Below are 14,849 nucleotides of genomic sequence, written 5' to 3' on the forward strand. Positions count from 1 at the left end.
AATCCTCACCCCTCAGCCGACAACGGTCGGCTGCTTCACAGACTTAGGCGACACACGCGTCCACTCAAGCCCGTCGAGCAGCATCGCAAGCTGCGTCGCACTGAGATGCACAACGCCGTCGCGGATCGGCGGCCAGGTGAAACGTCCTTGGTGCAACCACTTCGTTACCAACACCATGCCGCTGCCGTCCCACGCCAGAAGCTTCACTCTGTCCATGCGCTTGCTGCGGAACACGAAGACGTCGCCGCAGTACGGGTTCGCGCGCAGGGCTTCGCTCACCAGCGCCGACAGCGTGTGCACCGACTTGCGAAAGTCGACCGGCTGGGCCGCCAGCACCACCTTGAGGTCAGACCGTAGCGCGATCACCGGATCCCTCGAAGCGCGGCCAGCACCGTCGCAAGCGTCGCCAGCTCCACGCCCGGCTCGACCCGGATGCGCGCCCCGTTCATCTCGATCTCGACCACTCCACAGACCTTGCCCGGCGGCGCGGCAATCTCAAAGGGCTTCATCTGTACCGGCGAAATACACTCGGACTCGCCAGCTCTCCCGCCATCGCTCTCGGCACCAATTTGGATCGGCACGAAGTTCTGGGCTTTGCCGGCTACCGCCGCCGCTACCTGGCGTCGCCACACCGTGAGCAGTCCGCGGGAAACGCCATTGCGCCGCGCCACCTCGGAGATGTTCGCACCCTCCTCAAAGCTCTCCGCAGCGATCCGGGCCTTCTCCTCGCTCGTCCACCGTCGCCGCCGGCGCTCCCCAGTGATCACCTCGACGCGACGATAAGAGTCGCCTTCCTGCCTGGCATCAAGCATGGCATTTACCATCGCTTCACCTCCACCTATCACCTCATGCCAGGCTGTATCCCAAGCGAACCGCGCGATGACGAGGTGGAGGCCTCATGCCGGTTACGGTCGGCACGGTGCTGCAGGGAACCTGGATGTTCGGTTACGGTCCAAGTTTCAGCAAGGAAGAACTCCGGACGCTTCCCGTCGGGTCAGTTTACACCGAGCCGTCAGGCGCTGCGCACTTCGCGATGACCGGTGACGAGGCGGTAACTGTGTTGATCACCGGCTCAGGGCCGACGGATACTGTCTACGAGAACCCTGCTGACGACCCGATGAAGAAGCCGTGAGACACCGACTCCGGGCGTTCACTATTTCAGCCGTTCACGGTGGGCGAGCGACGCGAAGAGCAGCTTATCGCGATTGCCGATCTGCATGAGATCGGGCACAGCGGGCGCGTCGATGCGCACAAGCCGTACTCAGAATCGCATATTAATTCTCAGGCCAGCTGAGCAAAAATGCTTGCACAATTTGCCGGAGCTCATTCCTCGTGGCGCCGCCCTTTGCCTCAACCGCCATGCCTTGAATGGTCAACACCACAAGCCGCGCCGCATCGGCCGTCGTCATGCCAGGAGGCAGCGGCCCGGCGCTTGTCACAGCTTCGAGCCTGTCGCGTAGGATCTGACCGAATTCATTTCGGCTGCGAACGAGATGTTGGCGGATTGATTCAGTTTCCGGTGAACATGCAAGCGCAGCGCCCGTGATAAGGCAGCCCGGGGGCGTGCGCGATCCAGCGTGCAGATCGGCCATGCCATATAGTAGACGCTCTATAATTCGCCGCGGTGTTGGTTCGGCCAGGGCGCATGCCTGGCGAAATTCAACGTGCTTGGACAAGTAGCGCTCGACGATCCGATGGAACAGCTCTTCCTTGCTACCGAACGCAGCGTACAGGCTTGATTTCGTAAGCCCCGTCGCGTCGAGAAGATCATTCAACGAAGTGCCTTCATATCCTTGCTGCCAGAACACCTGCAGCGCTTTATCCAGCACCTTAGTTTCATCAAACTCTCGGACTCGAGACATTGTCGCTCCTGAACCAAACGCATTATAGTGGACCGAGTGGTCCATTATATCAACCTATGTTATTGATTCAAAACCCCGAAAATGCGGCAAGGGCCGGTACCAGTTCAAGCGGCAGGCGAAAGTGAAACGATTTCACTAGCGAGATGAATCTGATGCAGTTTGCCGTTCGAGCTCGGCCTTCCGAGATTCTAGAGATTGTCAGGCGTGTAGGCTAGTGCGTTCAGTCGACGCACCTGAACGTGCGGCGCTTGCGAACGAACGGATTATTGACGGATCCAGCTACCGATAGGCAAGCAAGCGACTTCCGACGCGCTTGGAAGTGCGTCCGGCTTCGCAATGCGACGCTTTCCGCAAGCGATGATTTCATTATTTGCGGGCCTTTCCTCGCTGCGCATCGAACCGCTGTCGGGCCCCCTCGACCTGGTCTTGGTATGCGACGGCCCACCGGTATATCGCCGAGAAGGGACCGCCAAGCGTACGGCCGAGCCGGGTGATGGCGTATTCAACCGCTACCGGAGAGGTATCAAGCACCTTTCGGGAAACCATCCCGCTTCGCTCGAGGCGGCGGAGCGTCTGCGTCAATGACTTCTGAGTGACGGGCTCTAGTGCGCGCTTCAGCTGGTTGAAGCGCGTCGGGCCTCGCGAGAGCGCCGCAACCACCAGGATCGTCCATTTGTCGGCGATCTCTTCGATCAGCACCCGATTCGGACAATCCGCCGGAAATGGCCAAATCTCCAGCTCTGGCGGATAGATGAGTTCAGGAGGTTGAGCTTCATTTTCCACGATGCGGTATCCGATCAGAAACCTGGTAGCGGGCTAGTGCCTAATTTACATGAGCGCCGTGCCGATACTATAGCCCCATCCCATGACGTGGACGGGAAGTGGGTTGAGATGAACATGCAGAACCGCCAAAGCGTAGCACGCTTCGGCCTGTGATTGTCCCATCGAAACCGCCCGCGATCATCAGTGCAAATATCGTCGCGGCGCACAATCTCGGGTCGCGAACACCAGAAGGCATCGGCGCCTGGAGTTGTAGTATCTTCAGCCCTTTTTGGAAGTCGCAGCCGCAGGCGCCGTCCCGCCAGTCGCCGCTGTGTCGGCACAACGCGTGAAGGAGAGAAATGCAGCGTTTTCATCGACCGGCTGAAATCGTTTCACTTCCGGCAACGGCACGGACAGCATCAATTACAGGCCGCCTCCAACTGATCTGCCCTCACCAAACTCAGGAGACCTCGAATGCCCAAGCTTGATATGCTTACCCCGCAAAACAGCGCCATCGCCCTGATCGACTATCAGCCGGCAATGTACCAGGGCGTGCAGTCGCATGACCGCCTGGTGGTGTTCAATAATATCCAAATCCTGGCCAAGACGGCGAAGCTGTTCAAGATCCCCACCGTAATATCGACGGTTGCCAAAGACTCGTTCTCCGGTCCGTTCATGCCGGAGGTGACAGATCTGTTCCCAAACTACGAAATCATCGACCGGACGTCCATGAACTCGTGGCTCGATCCGAACTTCCGCAAAGCCGTGGCTGCTACCGGCAAAAAGAAGTTCGTCATCGCCGGGCTGTGGACGGAAGCATGCGTGATGTTTCCGAGCCTCGACATGCTTAAGGAGGGGTACGAAATCTACGTTCCGGCAGATGCCTGCGGTGATCTGTCGCTCGAGGCGCATAACCGTTCCATGGAGCGCCTGCTGCAGGCCGGCGCCGTTCCGATCACCTCGTGCCAATACGTCTTCGAACTGCAGCAGGACTGGGCACGCGCCGAAACCTACGAGGGCGTTATGGATATCCTTCGCGCTCATACGCCTTACGGCATCCAGGTCCGCTTCTCCAAGTGGGCGCTCGGCGAGCACGCTTCCGAGGCTGGCCCGCGGTAACACCCGGAACCGAAGGAGATAGGAGGACTGACATGAAGGTTTATGTATTGTCTTTGGGTGCAGGCCTCCTCGTCGGAGTGATCTACAATCTCCTCAATGTACGCTCGCCAGCGCCGCCCCTGGTGGCGCTGGTCGGGCTTCTCGGAATCCTGATTGGCGAGCAGGTCGTCCCGGTCGCCAAACTCCTGATACGGGGCTCGAGCTTTGTCGAGGCATTCCATCTCTCGAGCTGCGATTCCCACATTTTCGGCATGCTGCCTGGCCGACGCACGGTCGGTCCGATTGATGGCCTCAAGAATCCGGAGAAACAAGCATGAGCAAGCAGGGCCCCGACCTGATCCTGCATCACGGTCTGTTCGCGACACTTGATCGCTCGAACCCGGCGGCGACCGCAGTGGCGATCAAAGACGGGCTGTTTACGGCCGTGGGACACGTTGGCGATGTGATGAAGCTCGCCGGTTCCTCGACAAAGATCGTCGACCTGAAAGGGCGGCGCGTGCTGCCGGGGCTGATCGACAATCATCTCCATATCATTCGGGGAGGGCTAAACTACAATATGGAGCTGCGCTGGGATGGAGTCTGGTCACTCGCCGACGCCATGGCCATGTTGAAGAAGCAGGTCGCGATCACGCCGCCGCCGCAGTGGGTGCGGGTCGTCGGCGGATTCACCGAGCATCAGTTCGCCGAGAAACGGTTGCCGACGATCGAGGAGCTTAATGCGGTCGCGCCCGATACCCCGGTCTTCATCCTTCATCTTTACGACCGCGCCATGCTAAATGCCGCCGCGCTGCGCGTAATCGGATACACAAAGGACACGCCCGAGCCGCCCGGCGGCGAGATCGTGCGTGATGCGAAGGGCAATCCGACCGGACTTCTCCTGGCCAAGCCGAATGCCAACATCCTCTACGCGACGCTGGCAAAGGGACCGCGGCTTCCCTTCGAATATCAGGTCAACTCGACCCGGCATTTCATGCGGGAGCTGAACCGTCTCGGCGTCACCGGAGCGATCGACGCCGGCGGCGGTTTCCAGAATTATCCGGAGGACTATGCGGTCATTCAGAAGCTGTCGGACGAAGGGCAGCTCACCGTCCGCCTTGCCTACAACCTGTTCACGCAGAAGCCGAAGGGGGAGAAGCAGGACTTCCTGAATTGGACCAAGACTTCGAAGTACAAGCAGGGAACCGACTACTTTCGGCACAACGGCGCCGGCGAGATGCTTGTGTTCTCGGCAGCAGACTTCGAGGATTTCCGCGTGCCTCGTCCGGATATGCCGCCGGAAATGGAGGGCGAACTCGAAGACGTCGTGCGCATCCTCGTCCAGAACAAGTGGCCATGGCGCCTGCACGCGACCTACGATGAGACGATCTCGCGCGCGCTCGACGTGTTCGAGAAGGTCAACCAGGACGCGCCACTTGATGGTCTGCACTGGTTCTTCGACCACGCCGAGACCATCTCCGATCAGTCCATCGACCGCATCGCGGCGCTTGGCGGCGGCATCGCGGTGCAGCACCGCATGGCCTATCAGGGCGAGTATTTCGTCGAGCGCTACGGTTTGGGCGCGGCCGAAGCGACGCCACCGGTCAGGAAGATCATGGACAAGGGTGTGAAGATCTCCGCCGGCACGGATGCAACCAGGGTTGCCTCCTACAATCCGTGGGTCTCGCTGGCCTGGCTCGTGACTGGCATGACCGTGGGCGGTCTGCGGATATATCCTCAGCGCAATTGCCTCGATCGCGAAACCGCGTTGCGGATGTGGACCGAAAACGTCACTTGGTTCTCCAATGAGGAGGGGAAGAAAGGGCGCATCCAGGTCGGTCAGTTCGCAGACCTGATCGTGCCGGATCGGGATTTCTTCTCCTGCGCCGACAACGAGATCGCCGAAATCGCGAGCGATCTGACGGTGGTCGGCGGGCACATCGTCTACGGGGCAGGCGAGTTCAAAGCTCTCGACGATACCGCGCCGCCGCCCGCGATGCCCGACTGGTCTCCGGTGCGCAGTTTTGGAGGGTACGGCAACTGGGCGGAACAGGGCGGCAAGGCACAGGCCATCCGCGCGAACGCAATGCAGATGTGCGGCTGTGCCAACGCGTGTACCGTGCACGGCCACGACCATGCGCGCGCATGGTCCGGAAGGCTGCCGGTTTCGGATCTCAAAAGCTTCTGGGGTGTACTCGGTTGCGCCTGCTGGGCTGTGTGAGATGTTCGCCAAATCGGATACTCCGAGATGGGTTGCGACAGTCCTATCTTGGTCATGGCTTGCCGCGGCGGCCAGAATTGCGCTCGTCTCCGCGTTCTTGATCGGCGGAGTTCAGAAAGCCCTCGATTTTTCGGGGGCCGTTGCGGAGCAGGCGCATTTCGGTCTGCAGCCGGCATGGCTTTGGGCCACGGCGGCCATCATCGTCGAACTCGGCGGCTCCGTGCTCGTCATTCTTGGACGCTGGGTGTGGCTCGGAGCCGGCGGGCTTGGCGTGCTGACTACGGTCGCCATGCTCACCGCGAACGATTTTTGGACCAAAGCCGGCCATGATCGTTTTCTGGCCGTGAACGCCTTTTTCGAGCATTTGGGGCTGATCGCCGGCCTGGTGCTCGTGTCTGTACTGTCCTCGCGCTCGCAATGAGCTTTCAACTTGGTGTTCGAGGTGTCCCATGATCGGCAAACGTCATCTGATTGAAATCCTTCTGGTGTCGTCACTGCTATCCCCGTCCGTGGCAATCGCGCGGGATCCGGGAGAGCATACCGCGCCACAGGTCGGTGTCGGCGCGCAATACGACACCACACATGTCTATGTGGCTCCCGAAGACGTGGACAAGTTCGTGGCGAGCTTTCTCGCAACCTTCGGAGGTCAGAGCACGAAGCAGGTCGTTGCCACGGTGACGCCGACGCCGAGCAGCACGACTTCCCAGCTTCTTCAGACGCCCGTTGGTACCGTGTCCCTGTTCGGATTCAAGACGCCCATTCCTTATCCATTCGGCGCCGAGCGAACGGGCTATCTCGTTACGGATCTCGACGAGGCGATCAATGTGGCCAGGGACTCGGGCGCGGACGTGCTGGTGGCGGCCTTTCCGGATCCCATCGGACGCGATGCGGTGATCCAGTGGCCGGGCGGCGTGAATATGCAACTCTACTGGCATACGACGAAGCCTTCCTATGCGGCGTTCGAGACCATTCCCGAGAACCGCGTTTATCTCTCTCCGGAGCGGGCGGATGCCTTCACCCGCAGCTTCTTGCGGTTTTCACACGGGAAGGTTGTGTCTGACGATGGGCATGCCGGCGGGGTCGAGATCGGCCGAGCGAAGGATACGTTCAGGCGCATTCGGATCGAATCGGCGTTCGGAAAGATGACGGTGTTGGTCACGGACGGTCACCTGCCGTATCCCTACGGGCGGGAGCTGACCGGTTACGAGGTGAAAGATCTGCAGGAAACTTTGACGAAGGCCAAGGCCTCGGGTGCTACCGTGCTTGTCGAACCCTATAGCTCTGACGGGCGATCTGAAGCCATGGTACAATTCCCCGGCGGATACATTGCGGAGATTCACGCGACCGTACCGAAATGAGGGGGCGGGATGGCATTGTTGCCGGGACGATTGCTTTTGCGGAGGTGCTGGGCGGCAGGCGTAGTGTGTGCGGCGGCGCCCCAGATGGCGTGGGCGGATGATCAGTCTCAAGCTTCAACGCCGCAGCGGCCGGCCATCATGTTCAACCGCTGGCAGGAAGACTGGTCGGTGCTCGCGGACCCGCGCGTGCCCCGTGAGCCGTTTGATGAGCTCAAATACATTCCGCTGTCCGGCTTCGACCCGCACACCTATCTCTCATTCGGCGCCAACACGCGTGAGCGCTTCGAGTCCAACAACGCGCCGAACTTCGGCACCGGTCCGAACCGCAGCCAAAACTACGTCATCAGCCGAAACGAATTCCATGCCGATCTTCGCGTGGACAATCAACTACAGGCGTTCGTGCAGTTTCAGGCCGATTACGCGCCGTGGAAGACCATGTTGACGCCGGTCGACCGCGACCGGCTCGATCTAGAGCAGGCCTGGGTTGCTCTGACCGAGCCTGTGGGCGGCGGAACGCTGAAGCTGAGGGCCGGCCGTCAGCAATTTGGCTTCGACCTGCAGCGCTTTGTGGCTGTTCGCGACGGTCCCAACGTTCGCCAATCCTTTGACGCAGCCTGGGCGGACTATGAGAACGGACCCTGGCGGTTCATCACCTTTTACAGCCTGCCGGTCCAGGTTCGGGACGTTGCGATATTCGATGATTACAGCAGCGTCAGCACGCAGACTTTCGGGATGGCGCGGGCGGAGTATAAGTTTTCCGAGTCGCTGTTTATCGCCGGCTACTATGCCAATTTCACCCAGGGAAACGCGCAGTTTGCAAATGCCTCCGGCGCCGAGCGGAGAGACATTTTCGATGTCCATCTGAACGGTAACGCCAACCATTTCGATTTTGATTTCGAATTGATGAATCAGACCGGACGCATTGGCATCGAGCCTGTCGAGGCCTGGGCTGTCGGCTCAATCGCTGGCTACACCTTCGCCGACGTGAACTGGAGTCCAAGAGTGGGAATCCAGCTCGACGTGGCGTCCGGTGATGGCAACACCAAGCGAACCTTTGGGACGTTCAATCCGCTGTTCCCCAACGGTTACTATTTCACTCTGGCGGGTTACACTGGGTACGCCAACCTCATCCACGTCAAGCCATCCCTGACGTTGAGTTTGACTTCGTCAGTGAAGCTCATGTTCGCGGCAGCGCCTCAGTGGCGCCAAAACACCGCCGATGCGGTCTACGCGCAGCCCGACATACCGATTCCGAACACCGCGGGCCGCCCTGGTGCGTATACTGGAAGCTACGGCCAGGTCCGGCTCGATTGGAGCATAGACCGCGCGACTTCCTTCGCAATCGAAGCGGTGCACTTTGCGGTCGGTGACACGTTGCGCAACGCCGGTGCGCATAACTCGAACTATGTCGGCGTAGAGATCAAACGGGGATGGTAGTGACCCCGGTGTCGAGCGGAAATTCCATGATCGTGCCTTTTCTCTTGAGCCTCACCGCAGGCTATGTCGACACGGCGGGCTTCCTCGCATTGCAAGGGCTCTTCACGGCCCATGTTACCGGCAATTTCGTGACCCTTGGCGCGTCGCTGGCTCTCGGCACGTCGGGAGCCGTTGCGAAACTCCTGGCGCTTCCGGTCTTCTGTGCGGTCGTAATGGCTGTCCGCCTGCTCAGCTCGGCGCTAACGCAGCGCTGGCGCTTTGTCTTCGAAGCCATGCTCGGCCTTAAGGTCCTCCTGCTGATCGTCGGCGCCGCGCTCGCGATCGAGTTCGGACCGTTCCGGAACGGCGACAGCTGGCAAGCGGTGATCACCGGAATGGTGCTCGTTTCGGCCATGGCGATCCAGAACGCCGTACACCGAGTTTATCTAGGAAGTTCACCTCCCTCGACCCTGATGACCGGCACGACGACGCAGATCATGATCGATCTAGCAGATATGATCTACGCGAGGGACAACGTGCCAGCTGGCCAAATCAGGTCGCGGGTCGCAATGATGTCGAAGAACGTCATCATCTTTGCCATCGGGTGCGCCGCCGCGGCCCTCTTGTACGCGCAATACAACATTTGGTGTTTCGTGGTGCCACCGCTATTGGGCGGACTTTCGCTGCTTGCTCGACTAACGGAGCAGACGCTGAAAGATGCACCGAAAATCTGACCGTTCCAGTCTGTTTCCAAATTCGCGGACGAATTCGAAGATGCAAATCGACGTTGTCGAAGGTGCTAACTCTTCCGGATTTTTCGGAGCCCGAAAGTTAGTCGATGGGGCCGCCCCCGTGGCCGCGGTCCTCGCGGCGATGGCTATCTTCGTTGCAGTTGCCGTCGCGGTACCTGCCGACGCCCTGTCAGCGGAAGTCAATGGAACGGAAAACGCGAATGTCGCGCCGCTGAAGACGACGCTCCTCCGCTATGACGAGGACTATTCCTATTTGCGCGATCCAGCGAAACGGACCGGAGCCTGGTGGGAGCCATACAAGTACATTCCGCTCGATTTCAGAGATGATGCCTACCTTACGCTCGGCCTGGAGCTTCGGTTCAGGGAGGAGGCATATCGCAACTTTAATTGGGGCGAGCTTCCGGTCAACGAGTATCAGTGGTACCGGATGTTGCCATATGCGGACCTGCATTTCGGCCCGAACCTGCGCCTGTTCGGCCAAATGATTGGTGCCTGGGTTACGGACAAGGAAACAGTTGGAGGCATCGACGCAACGGGTGCTGAACTGCTCCAGGGCTTCGCAGATATCAAGCTGCCGTTGGCCAGCGGTACCGATCTTACCTTGCGGGGAGGGCGCCAACTCCTGTCGTATGGCACTGAGCGATTGATCAGCTTGCGGTATGGCCCGAACGTGCTTCGTTCCTTCGACACGGCCCTGGCCTCGATTCAATCGGCTCCATGGCGGGTCGATGCCCTTTATGCGCGACCGGTCCGAAACCTGGTCGGCAGCTTCAATGACCGTTTCGATCCAGACCGATCACTCTGGTCGATCTATACCACGCGCCAATTGACGGAGATCAGCTCCAAGTCGGGGCTTGATGTCTACTACATCGGGTACCGCAATGCCGCCGCAGAGTACAATCAAGGGAGCGGAGAGGAACTACGGCACACTATCGGCAGTCGGTTTTTCGGTGCCGCGGAGGGATGGGACTGGAATTTCGAAGGCATGGCTCAGTTTGGCCATTTCGATCATGGAGATATCCGCGCCTGGTCCATTGCCTCCGATACAGGCTACACGTTCGCCGGCGTGACCTTCAGCCCGCGGCTTGGCCTGCGGGCGAACATTATCAGTGGCGACCGTAACCCACACGACCCGAATCTTCAGACCTTCAATCCACTGTTCCCGAAGGGAAAGTATTTCGGCGAGATCGGCCTGCTCGGGCCATACAACCTGATCAACGCTCACCCGACGCTCACACTCCAGCTGAACCGGGAATGGACCCTCGATCTGGCAACGGTCTTCTACTGGCGCGAAAGTCTTGGCGACGGAATCTACGGTCCTGGAGGGAACCTCGTGCGACCTTCGGATGACAGCCGCTCCCGTTATATCGGAACTCAGGCCGACGTCATACTCGGGTGGCAACCGGTACCTTGGTTCAGCGCCGCCCTGTCCTACTCTGTATTCGTGCCTGGACAGTTTATACAGGATACCGGCCCATCCAAGACGGCTCACTTCGTGGGCGTCGAGGCGATGCTGAAGTTTTAACTGCAATGTAGACGCCGCTCTGGATCCATTTCGGATAGCCCTACAATAGCGACTGAAGCGAAACCAATCTTGCGAGGGGAGCCAAACAAATGCGCATGATACTAAAGATCGTGTTCGCAGCATCGCTACTCGCCGCCCCGATGCTCCCTCTCGCGGCTTCGGAGACGAAGGACACGGGTGATGGCGAAATCCGTATAGGCAACATCATGCCCTATAGCGGTCCGTTGACGGAATTTGCGCCTATCGGAAAGACGGAATCTGCCTATTTCGACATGATCAACGATCGCGGAGGCATCAATGGCCGGAAGGTGAGGTTCATTTCGCGGGATGACGGGTCAAATCCAAGGAAGGCATTGGAGCAGACCCGCCAATTGATCGAAGATGATCATGTGTTGCTGATTTCTGGCTCGTTCGGAACACCCGGCAATTTGGCCGTACGCCCTTATCTGAACGAGAATAGGATACCACAGTTGTTCGTCGCTTCCGGTGACCAGGAATGGAATAAGCCCGCTGAGTTTCCCTGGACAATGGGCTGGCAGCCTCCGTTTCGCGCCGAGGGGCGCATTTACGCGAATTATGTGCAGGCGTTTCATCCGGACCACAAGCTTGCAGTCCTCTGGCAGAACGATCAGTTCGGGCGCGATCTGTTGATCGGCCTACAGGAAGGCCTAGGAGACTGGACGCGTATGATCGTCGCTGACAGTACTTTCGACATCTCGGACAAATCGATCGATAGACAAATCGACGTTCTGAAAGCGTCGGGAGCAGGAGTCCTGCTTTTCGCGGGTTCGCCGAATTTGGCTGCACTTGCCATAAGGCGGTTGGCAGAAATCGATTGGCACCCGGTCGTTATCCTCAACAACGTGGCCGCACCCGCCGTGCTCGCGCTGAGGCCGGCCGAAGTACAAAACGCGGTGGGAGTCATCTCCACGTCTTTCTTGAAAAATGCGACCGACCCGGCCTGGAAAGATGACGAAGGGATCAAGCAGTTCTCAACGTTCATGGACAGGTATTATCCCGGCGGGGGCAAGGCGGATAGCAACGTTCTCTTTGGTTACGCTGCTGCCCAGACCCTGTCTCAAGTGCTCGAACAATGTGGCGACGACTTCTCGCGCGAGAACATCATGCGACAGGCCGCTTCGTTGAAGGATTTTCAGAGTTCGGTCACTCTCCCTGGGATTACGATCAGCACGGGCCCAAACGACTTTCTGCCGATCAAGCAGATGCGGCTTGTGCAATTTGACGGAAATATATGGCAGTTAATCGGGGATGTTATCGATAGCGCGTTCCTCGGTCCGACAAACCACTAGATCGAGAGATGAGGACGCGCCGTGTACTCCCCGATCTACCTTCCGTTTCGGCATCTCTCCGGTGAAGGTCAGATTATTAAGCGATCCTCTGGTCAGTCTTTCTTGGAGAGTGGTCGCTTGCGGCAGCTGGCAGACTGCGGCTCGGCAGAGAGCGATGCTGCCGCTCACGTTGGGCGCCAGTTACTCCCACACCTGAGTGGAGCGAATGAAGATGGAGATCGATCACCAACCAAAGCGGACGACAAGTCCGCCGAGCACGTTGCCCTGGAACGCATTTCGCCACACGGCCTTTACGGTAGTTTGGATTGCGACCGTGGTCTCCAATGTCGGAACCTGGATGTACAATGCGGCGTCCGGCTGGCTGATGACGAGCCTGGACGCCGACCCACTGAGCGTATCTCTGGTTCAAGTCGCAACCAGCCTGCCCATGTTTCTCTTTGCGCTTCCGGCGGGCGCGCTGGCGGACATTGTCGACAAACGCCGCTTCCTGATCGTTACGGAAATCGTTGTCACGTTGGTTGCGGCGGCGAGTGCTGTCCTCGTCTGGCTGGGCCTCATTAATCCGTCCATCCTGCTGCTGTTTACGTTCCTCCTCGGCGTGGGCGCAGCGTTTACCGCGCCAGCGTGGCAATCGGTGGTACCCAGCCTTGTGCCGAGGCAGGATCTGGCTGCGGCGGTGGCAAGCAACGGGGTTGGCGTCAACATCAGCAGGGCGATCGGACCTGCACTGGGCGGCGTGATCATTGGCGGATTGGGAATTGCCGCGCCGTTCTGGTTGAACGCGCTTAGCAATTTCGGCGTTATCGGAGCCCTTTGGTGGTGGCGCCCATCAACGTCCGGCGGTCATGCGCTCCCTGCCGAACGTCTGACCAGCGCCCTGATGATCGGACTTCGCCATGCCCGGTACAATCCGCATCTGCGAGCAACACTGATAAGAGCTGCGAGCTTTTTCTTCTTTGCGAGCGCCTATTGGGCGCTACTTCCGCTTGTCGCGCGCAACCAGATTGTCGGAGGGCCGGCGCTTTACGGCATAATGCTGGGCGCGATCGGAGCAGGCGCGGTCAGCGGAGCGTTCGGCCTGCCCTGGATGAAGGACACCTTCGGGCCCGATCGGCTCGTTGCACTCGGCACCGTTGGTACAGCGGTCAGCCTGATCCTGCTCGGCCTCGCACGTGACTCCTTGGCTGCGCTGGTTGCCTGCATCGTCGCTGGTCTTTCCTGGATCGCGGTCCTCGCGACCCTCAATGTCTCAGCGCAGGTTTCTCTGCCGGATTGGGTACGTGGTCGCGGGCTTGCCATGTTCGTGACGGCCTTTTTTGGTGCCATGACTGCGGGCAGCGCGATTTGGGGGCAAGTTGCTTCGATGCTCAGCCTGCCGGGCGCTCACTTCATCGCGGCTGCTGGTGCGCTGATTGGTATTGTGTTGAGTTGGCCATGGAAGCTGCAAAGCGGGGCGGAGATTGATCTCACACCCTCAATGCATTGGCCCGTTCCGGTTTTGACGATCGACGCGGAGCCGGATCGGGGACCAGTGCTGGTAACGGTTGAATACCACATCATTCCTGAGCGACGCGGTGCCTTTTTGGCCGCGCTCCAGGAACTTGGCCAGCAGCGTCGACGGGACGGCGCGTACGCCTGGGATGTCTTTGAAGACGCCGCCGAGGAAGGGCGCTTCATGGAAACATTCCTGGTCGCATCGTGGCTTGAGCACTTGCGGCAGCATCAGCGTGTTACGAATGCCGACCGCGTCGTCCAAGACGCCGTTCGTCAATACGACGCCAAGGCCGAGCCGAAGGTAAGCCATTTCGTTGCTGCATCCTTCGAGTCCAAATCAATCCGGGGATCTGATGAGCTATAGCTTCTTCCAGGGGCGTGAGCTTAGAGGCGTTGATTTTCTAGGCGCGCGGGCGTTTCTCGAAACTAAAACAGCAAGAAGCTTCACAGAAGTCGGCAACAGCCCTCAAGAGATGGGCCTGTCTGAACGTCACATTGGGGCGTGGGAAAATTGGTCTTGCAATTCTAGTGGTTGGCAAATGGGCCGATTGTCCTCGTGTGTGTGTCTTGAGGCGCGGTAAAATGGAGGCACTGATGCAGAGCGAACGGGTGTACTGGGTATTCACTGTTACCGTTGATCAGATGGACAAGTTCACGTCGCTGATAGCAAAGATTGTTGCAGCGACAGAGAAGGAGCCGGGCGCGCTGCAGTTCGAGTGTAGTATCGGTGAGGACCAGAAGACGGTTGGATTTATTCGAACGATACGCGGACTCAAAGGCGGCCCTATTCCATCAAGTGGAAAGCTTCGCACCGTTCTCGAAAGAGTTCTTCGCCGTGGCCAAGCTCACTCGCTGGGTGATCTATGGCACGCCTTCAGATGAGTTCAAGAAGGCGAACGTGGACTTTCACTCGATTTATATGACGCGATTCGATGGTTTTGTTAGGTGAGGAAAGTGGCTGCTGAGCTTAAAGTCTAGCGGATTGAACGGCTGCCTGATCCGCCGATCCTCTCCGAAGTCATTGAAACCCCCGTGGGCTCTGCCCAATTTCTAC

Annotated in this window: 16 protein-coding genes; 12 read left to right on the forward strand and 4 right to left on the reverse strand. The window is 59.1% G+C overall.

The annotated features are described in order from the left end of the window. Positions 1-12: 12 nt before the first annotated feature. Both tnpB and tnpA read right to left on the reverse strand, forming a co-directional pair. Entirely contained in the window at positions 13-366 is a 354-nt protein-coding gene (gene tnpB, locus ACR9YP_RS22770) for an IS66 family insertion sequence element accessory protein TnpB (protein WP_474217122.1), read from the reverse strand. After that, the gene (gene tnpA, locus ACR9YP_RS22775) at positions 363-812 is read right to left on the reverse strand and encodes an IS66-like element accessory protein TnpA (protein ID WP_474217123.1); all 450 of its coding nucleotides are present in this window, start codon (positions 810-812) and stop codon (positions 363-365) included. Before tnpA ends, tnpB begins: the two co-directional genes overlap by 4 nt. 86 nt (positions 813-898) lie before the next feature. On the opposite strand from tnpA, the gene ACR9YP_RS22780 reads away from it, so the two are divergent. Then, positions 899-1,132 (forward strand): cupin domain-containing protein, encoded by a 234-nt coding sequence (locus ACR9YP_RS22780; RefSeq protein ID WP_474217124.1) that lies wholly within the window; start codon positions 899-901, stop codon positions 1,130-1,132. A gap of 142 nt (positions 1,133-1,274) precedes the next feature. Here ACR9YP_RS22780 and ACR9YP_RS22785 read toward each other — a convergent pair whose 3' ends face one another. Both ACR9YP_RS22785 and ACR9YP_RS22790 read right to left on the reverse strand, forming a co-directional pair. Beyond that, positions 1,275-1,907 carry a TetR/AcrR family transcriptional regulator gene (locus ACR9YP_RS22785; protein WP_474217125.1) on the reverse strand — a complete coding sequence of 211 codons (633 nt, stop codon included), beginning with the start codon at positions 1,905-1,907 and terminating at the stop codon, positions 1,275-1,277. Between the two features lie 321 nt (positions 1,908-2,228). After that, complete coding sequence (locus tag ACR9YP_RS22790; protein ID WP_438107904.1) at positions 2,229-2,645, reverse strand: winged helix-turn-helix transcriptional regulator; 417 nt, start codon at positions 2,643-2,645, stop codon at positions 2,229-2,231. Positions 2,646-3,098: 453 nt separating this feature from the next. Between ACR9YP_RS22790 and ACR9YP_RS22795 the strand changes: the two genes are divergently transcribed. The 11 genes from ACR9YP_RS22795 (at position 3,099) to ACR9YP_RS22845 (ending at position 14,677) form a co-directional block, all read left to right on the forward strand. Then, positions 3,099-3,743 carry a hydrolase gene (locus ACR9YP_RS22795; protein WP_438107905.1) on the forward strand — a complete coding sequence of 215 codons (645 nt, stop codon included), beginning with the start codon at positions 3,099-3,101 and terminating at the stop codon, positions 3,741-3,743. Between the two features lie 32 nt (positions 3,744-3,775). Next, the gene (locus tag ACR9YP_RS22800; protein WP_474217127.1) at positions 3,776-4,060 is read left to right on the forward strand and encodes a XapX domain-containing protein; all 285 of its coding nucleotides are present in this window, start codon (positions 3,776-3,778) and stop codon (positions 4,058-4,060) included. Continuing rightward, positions 4,057-5,940 carry an amidohydrolase gene (locus tag ACR9YP_RS22805; RefSeq protein WP_474217128.1) on the forward strand — a complete coding sequence of 628 codons (1,884 nt, stop codon included), beginning with the start codon at positions 4,057-4,059 and terminating at the stop codon, positions 5,938-5,940. The genes ACR9YP_RS22800 and ACR9YP_RS22805 overlap by 4 nt, the downstream gene beginning before the upstream one ends. Position 5,941: 1 nt before the next feature. Continuing rightward, positions 5,942-6,361: a DoxX family protein gene (locus ACR9YP_RS22810; RefSeq protein WP_438107907.1), complete on the forward strand. Its 420-nt coding sequence runs from the start codon at positions 5,942-5,944 to the stop codon at positions 6,359-6,361. A 28-nt stretch (positions 6,362-6,389) separates the two neighbouring features. Next, on the forward strand, positions 6,390-7,298 hold the full coding sequence (locus ACR9YP_RS22815) for a glyoxalase (RefSeq protein WP_474217129.1): 909 nt from the start codon (positions 6,390-6,392) through the stop codon (positions 7,296-7,298). A gap of 84 nt (positions 7,299-7,382) precedes the next feature. Next, on the forward strand, positions 7,383-8,735 hold the full coding sequence (locus ACR9YP_RS22820) for an alginate export family protein (RefSeq protein WP_438107909.1): 1,353 nt from the start codon (positions 7,383-7,385) through the stop codon (positions 8,733-8,735). 26 nt (positions 8,736-8,761) lie between these two features. Further along, positions 8,762-9,448 (forward strand): YoaK family protein, encoded by a 687-nt coding sequence (locus ACR9YP_RS22825; RefSeq protein ID WP_474217131.1) that lies wholly within the window; start codon positions 8,762-8,764, stop codon positions 9,446-9,448. 40 nt (positions 9,449-9,488) lie between these two features. Beyond that, entirely contained in the window at positions 9,489-10,991 is a 1,503-nt protein-coding gene (locus ACR9YP_RS22830; RefSeq protein ID WP_474217132.1) for an alginate export family protein, read from the forward strand. 89 nt (positions 10,992-11,080) lie between these two features. After that, on the forward strand, positions 11,081-12,301 hold the full coding sequence (locus ACR9YP_RS22835) for an ABC transporter substrate-binding protein (RefSeq protein ID WP_474217134.1): 1,221 nt from the start codon (positions 11,081-11,083) through the stop codon (positions 12,299-12,301). 211 nt (positions 12,302-12,512) lie between these two features. After that, the gene (locus ACR9YP_RS22840; protein ID WP_474221104.1) at positions 12,513-14,159 is read left to right on the forward strand and encodes an MFS transporter; all 1,647 of its coding nucleotides are present in this window, start codon (positions 12,513-12,515) and stop codon (positions 14,157-14,159) included. 230 nt (positions 14,160-14,389) lie between these two features. Continuing rightward, positions 14,390-14,677 carry a hypothetical protein gene (locus ACR9YP_RS22845; protein WP_474217135.1) on the forward strand — a complete coding sequence of 96 codons (288 nt, stop codon included), beginning with the start codon at positions 14,390-14,392 and terminating at the stop codon, positions 14,675-14,677. Positions 14,678-14,849: the final 172 nt, after the last annotated feature.

The sequence above is a fragment of the Bradyrhizobium sp. BR14999 genome, from assembly GCF_056106085.1.

What these genes read in the sequence shown, in the direction of transcription:
- tnpA (WP_474217123.1), bottom strand. Translation starts at nt 812, where the DNA reads ATGCTTGATGCCAGGCAGGAAGGCGACTCTTATCGTCGCGTCGAGGTG.
- ACR9YP_RS22780 (WP_474217124.1), top strand. Translation starts at nt 899, where the DNA reads ATGCCGGTTACGGTCGGCACGGTGCTGCAGGGAACCTGGATGTTCGGT.
- ACR9YP_RS22785 (WP_474217125.1), bottom strand. Translation starts at nt 1,907, where the DNA reads ATGGACCACTCGGTCCACTATAATGCGTTTGGTTCAGGAGCGACAATG.
- ACR9YP_RS22795 (WP_438107905.1), top strand. Translation starts at nt 3,099, where the DNA reads ATGCCCAAGCTTGATATGCTTACCCCGCAAAACAGCGCCATCGCCCTG.
- ACR9YP_RS22800 (WP_474217127.1), top strand. Translation starts at nt 3,776, where the DNA reads ATGAAGGTTTATGTATTGTCTTTGGGTGCAGGCCTCCTCGTCGGAGTG.
- ACR9YP_RS22805 (WP_474217128.1), top strand. Translation starts at nt 4,057, where the DNA reads ATGAGCAAGCAGGGCCCCGACCTGATCCTGCATCACGGTCTGTTCGCG.
- ACR9YP_RS22810 (WP_438107907.1), top strand. Translation starts at nt 5,942, where the DNA reads ATGTTCGCCAAATCGGATACTCCGAGATGGGTTGCGACAGTCCTATCT.
- ACR9YP_RS22815 (WP_474217129.1), top strand. Translation starts at nt 6,390, where the DNA reads ATGATCGGCAAACGTCATCTGATTGAAATCCTTCTGGTGTCGTCACTG.
- ACR9YP_RS22820 (WP_438107909.1), top strand. Translation starts at nt 7,383, where the DNA reads ATGGCGTGGGCGGATGATCAGTCTCAAGCTTCAACGCCGCAGCGGCCG.
- ACR9YP_RS22825 (WP_474217131.1), top strand. Translation starts at nt 8,762, where the DNA reads ATGATCGTGCCTTTTCTCTTGAGCCTCACCGCAGGCTATGTCGACACG.
- ACR9YP_RS22830 (WP_474217132.1), top strand. Translation starts at nt 9,489, where the DNA reads ATGCAAATCGACGTTGTCGAAGGTGCTAACTCTTCCGGATTTTTCGGA.
- ACR9YP_RS22835 (WP_474217134.1), top strand. Translation starts at nt 11,081, where the DNA reads ATGCGCATGATACTAAAGATCGTGTTCGCAGCATCGCTACTCGCCGCC.
- ACR9YP_RS22840 (WP_474221104.1), top strand. Translation starts at nt 12,513, where the DNA reads ATGGAGATCGATCACCAACCAAAGCGGACGACAAGTCCGCCGAGCACG.
- ACR9YP_RS22845 (WP_474217135.1), top strand. Translation starts at nt 14,390, where the DNA reads ATGCAGAGCGAACGGGTGTACTGGGTATTCACTGTTACCGTTGATCAG.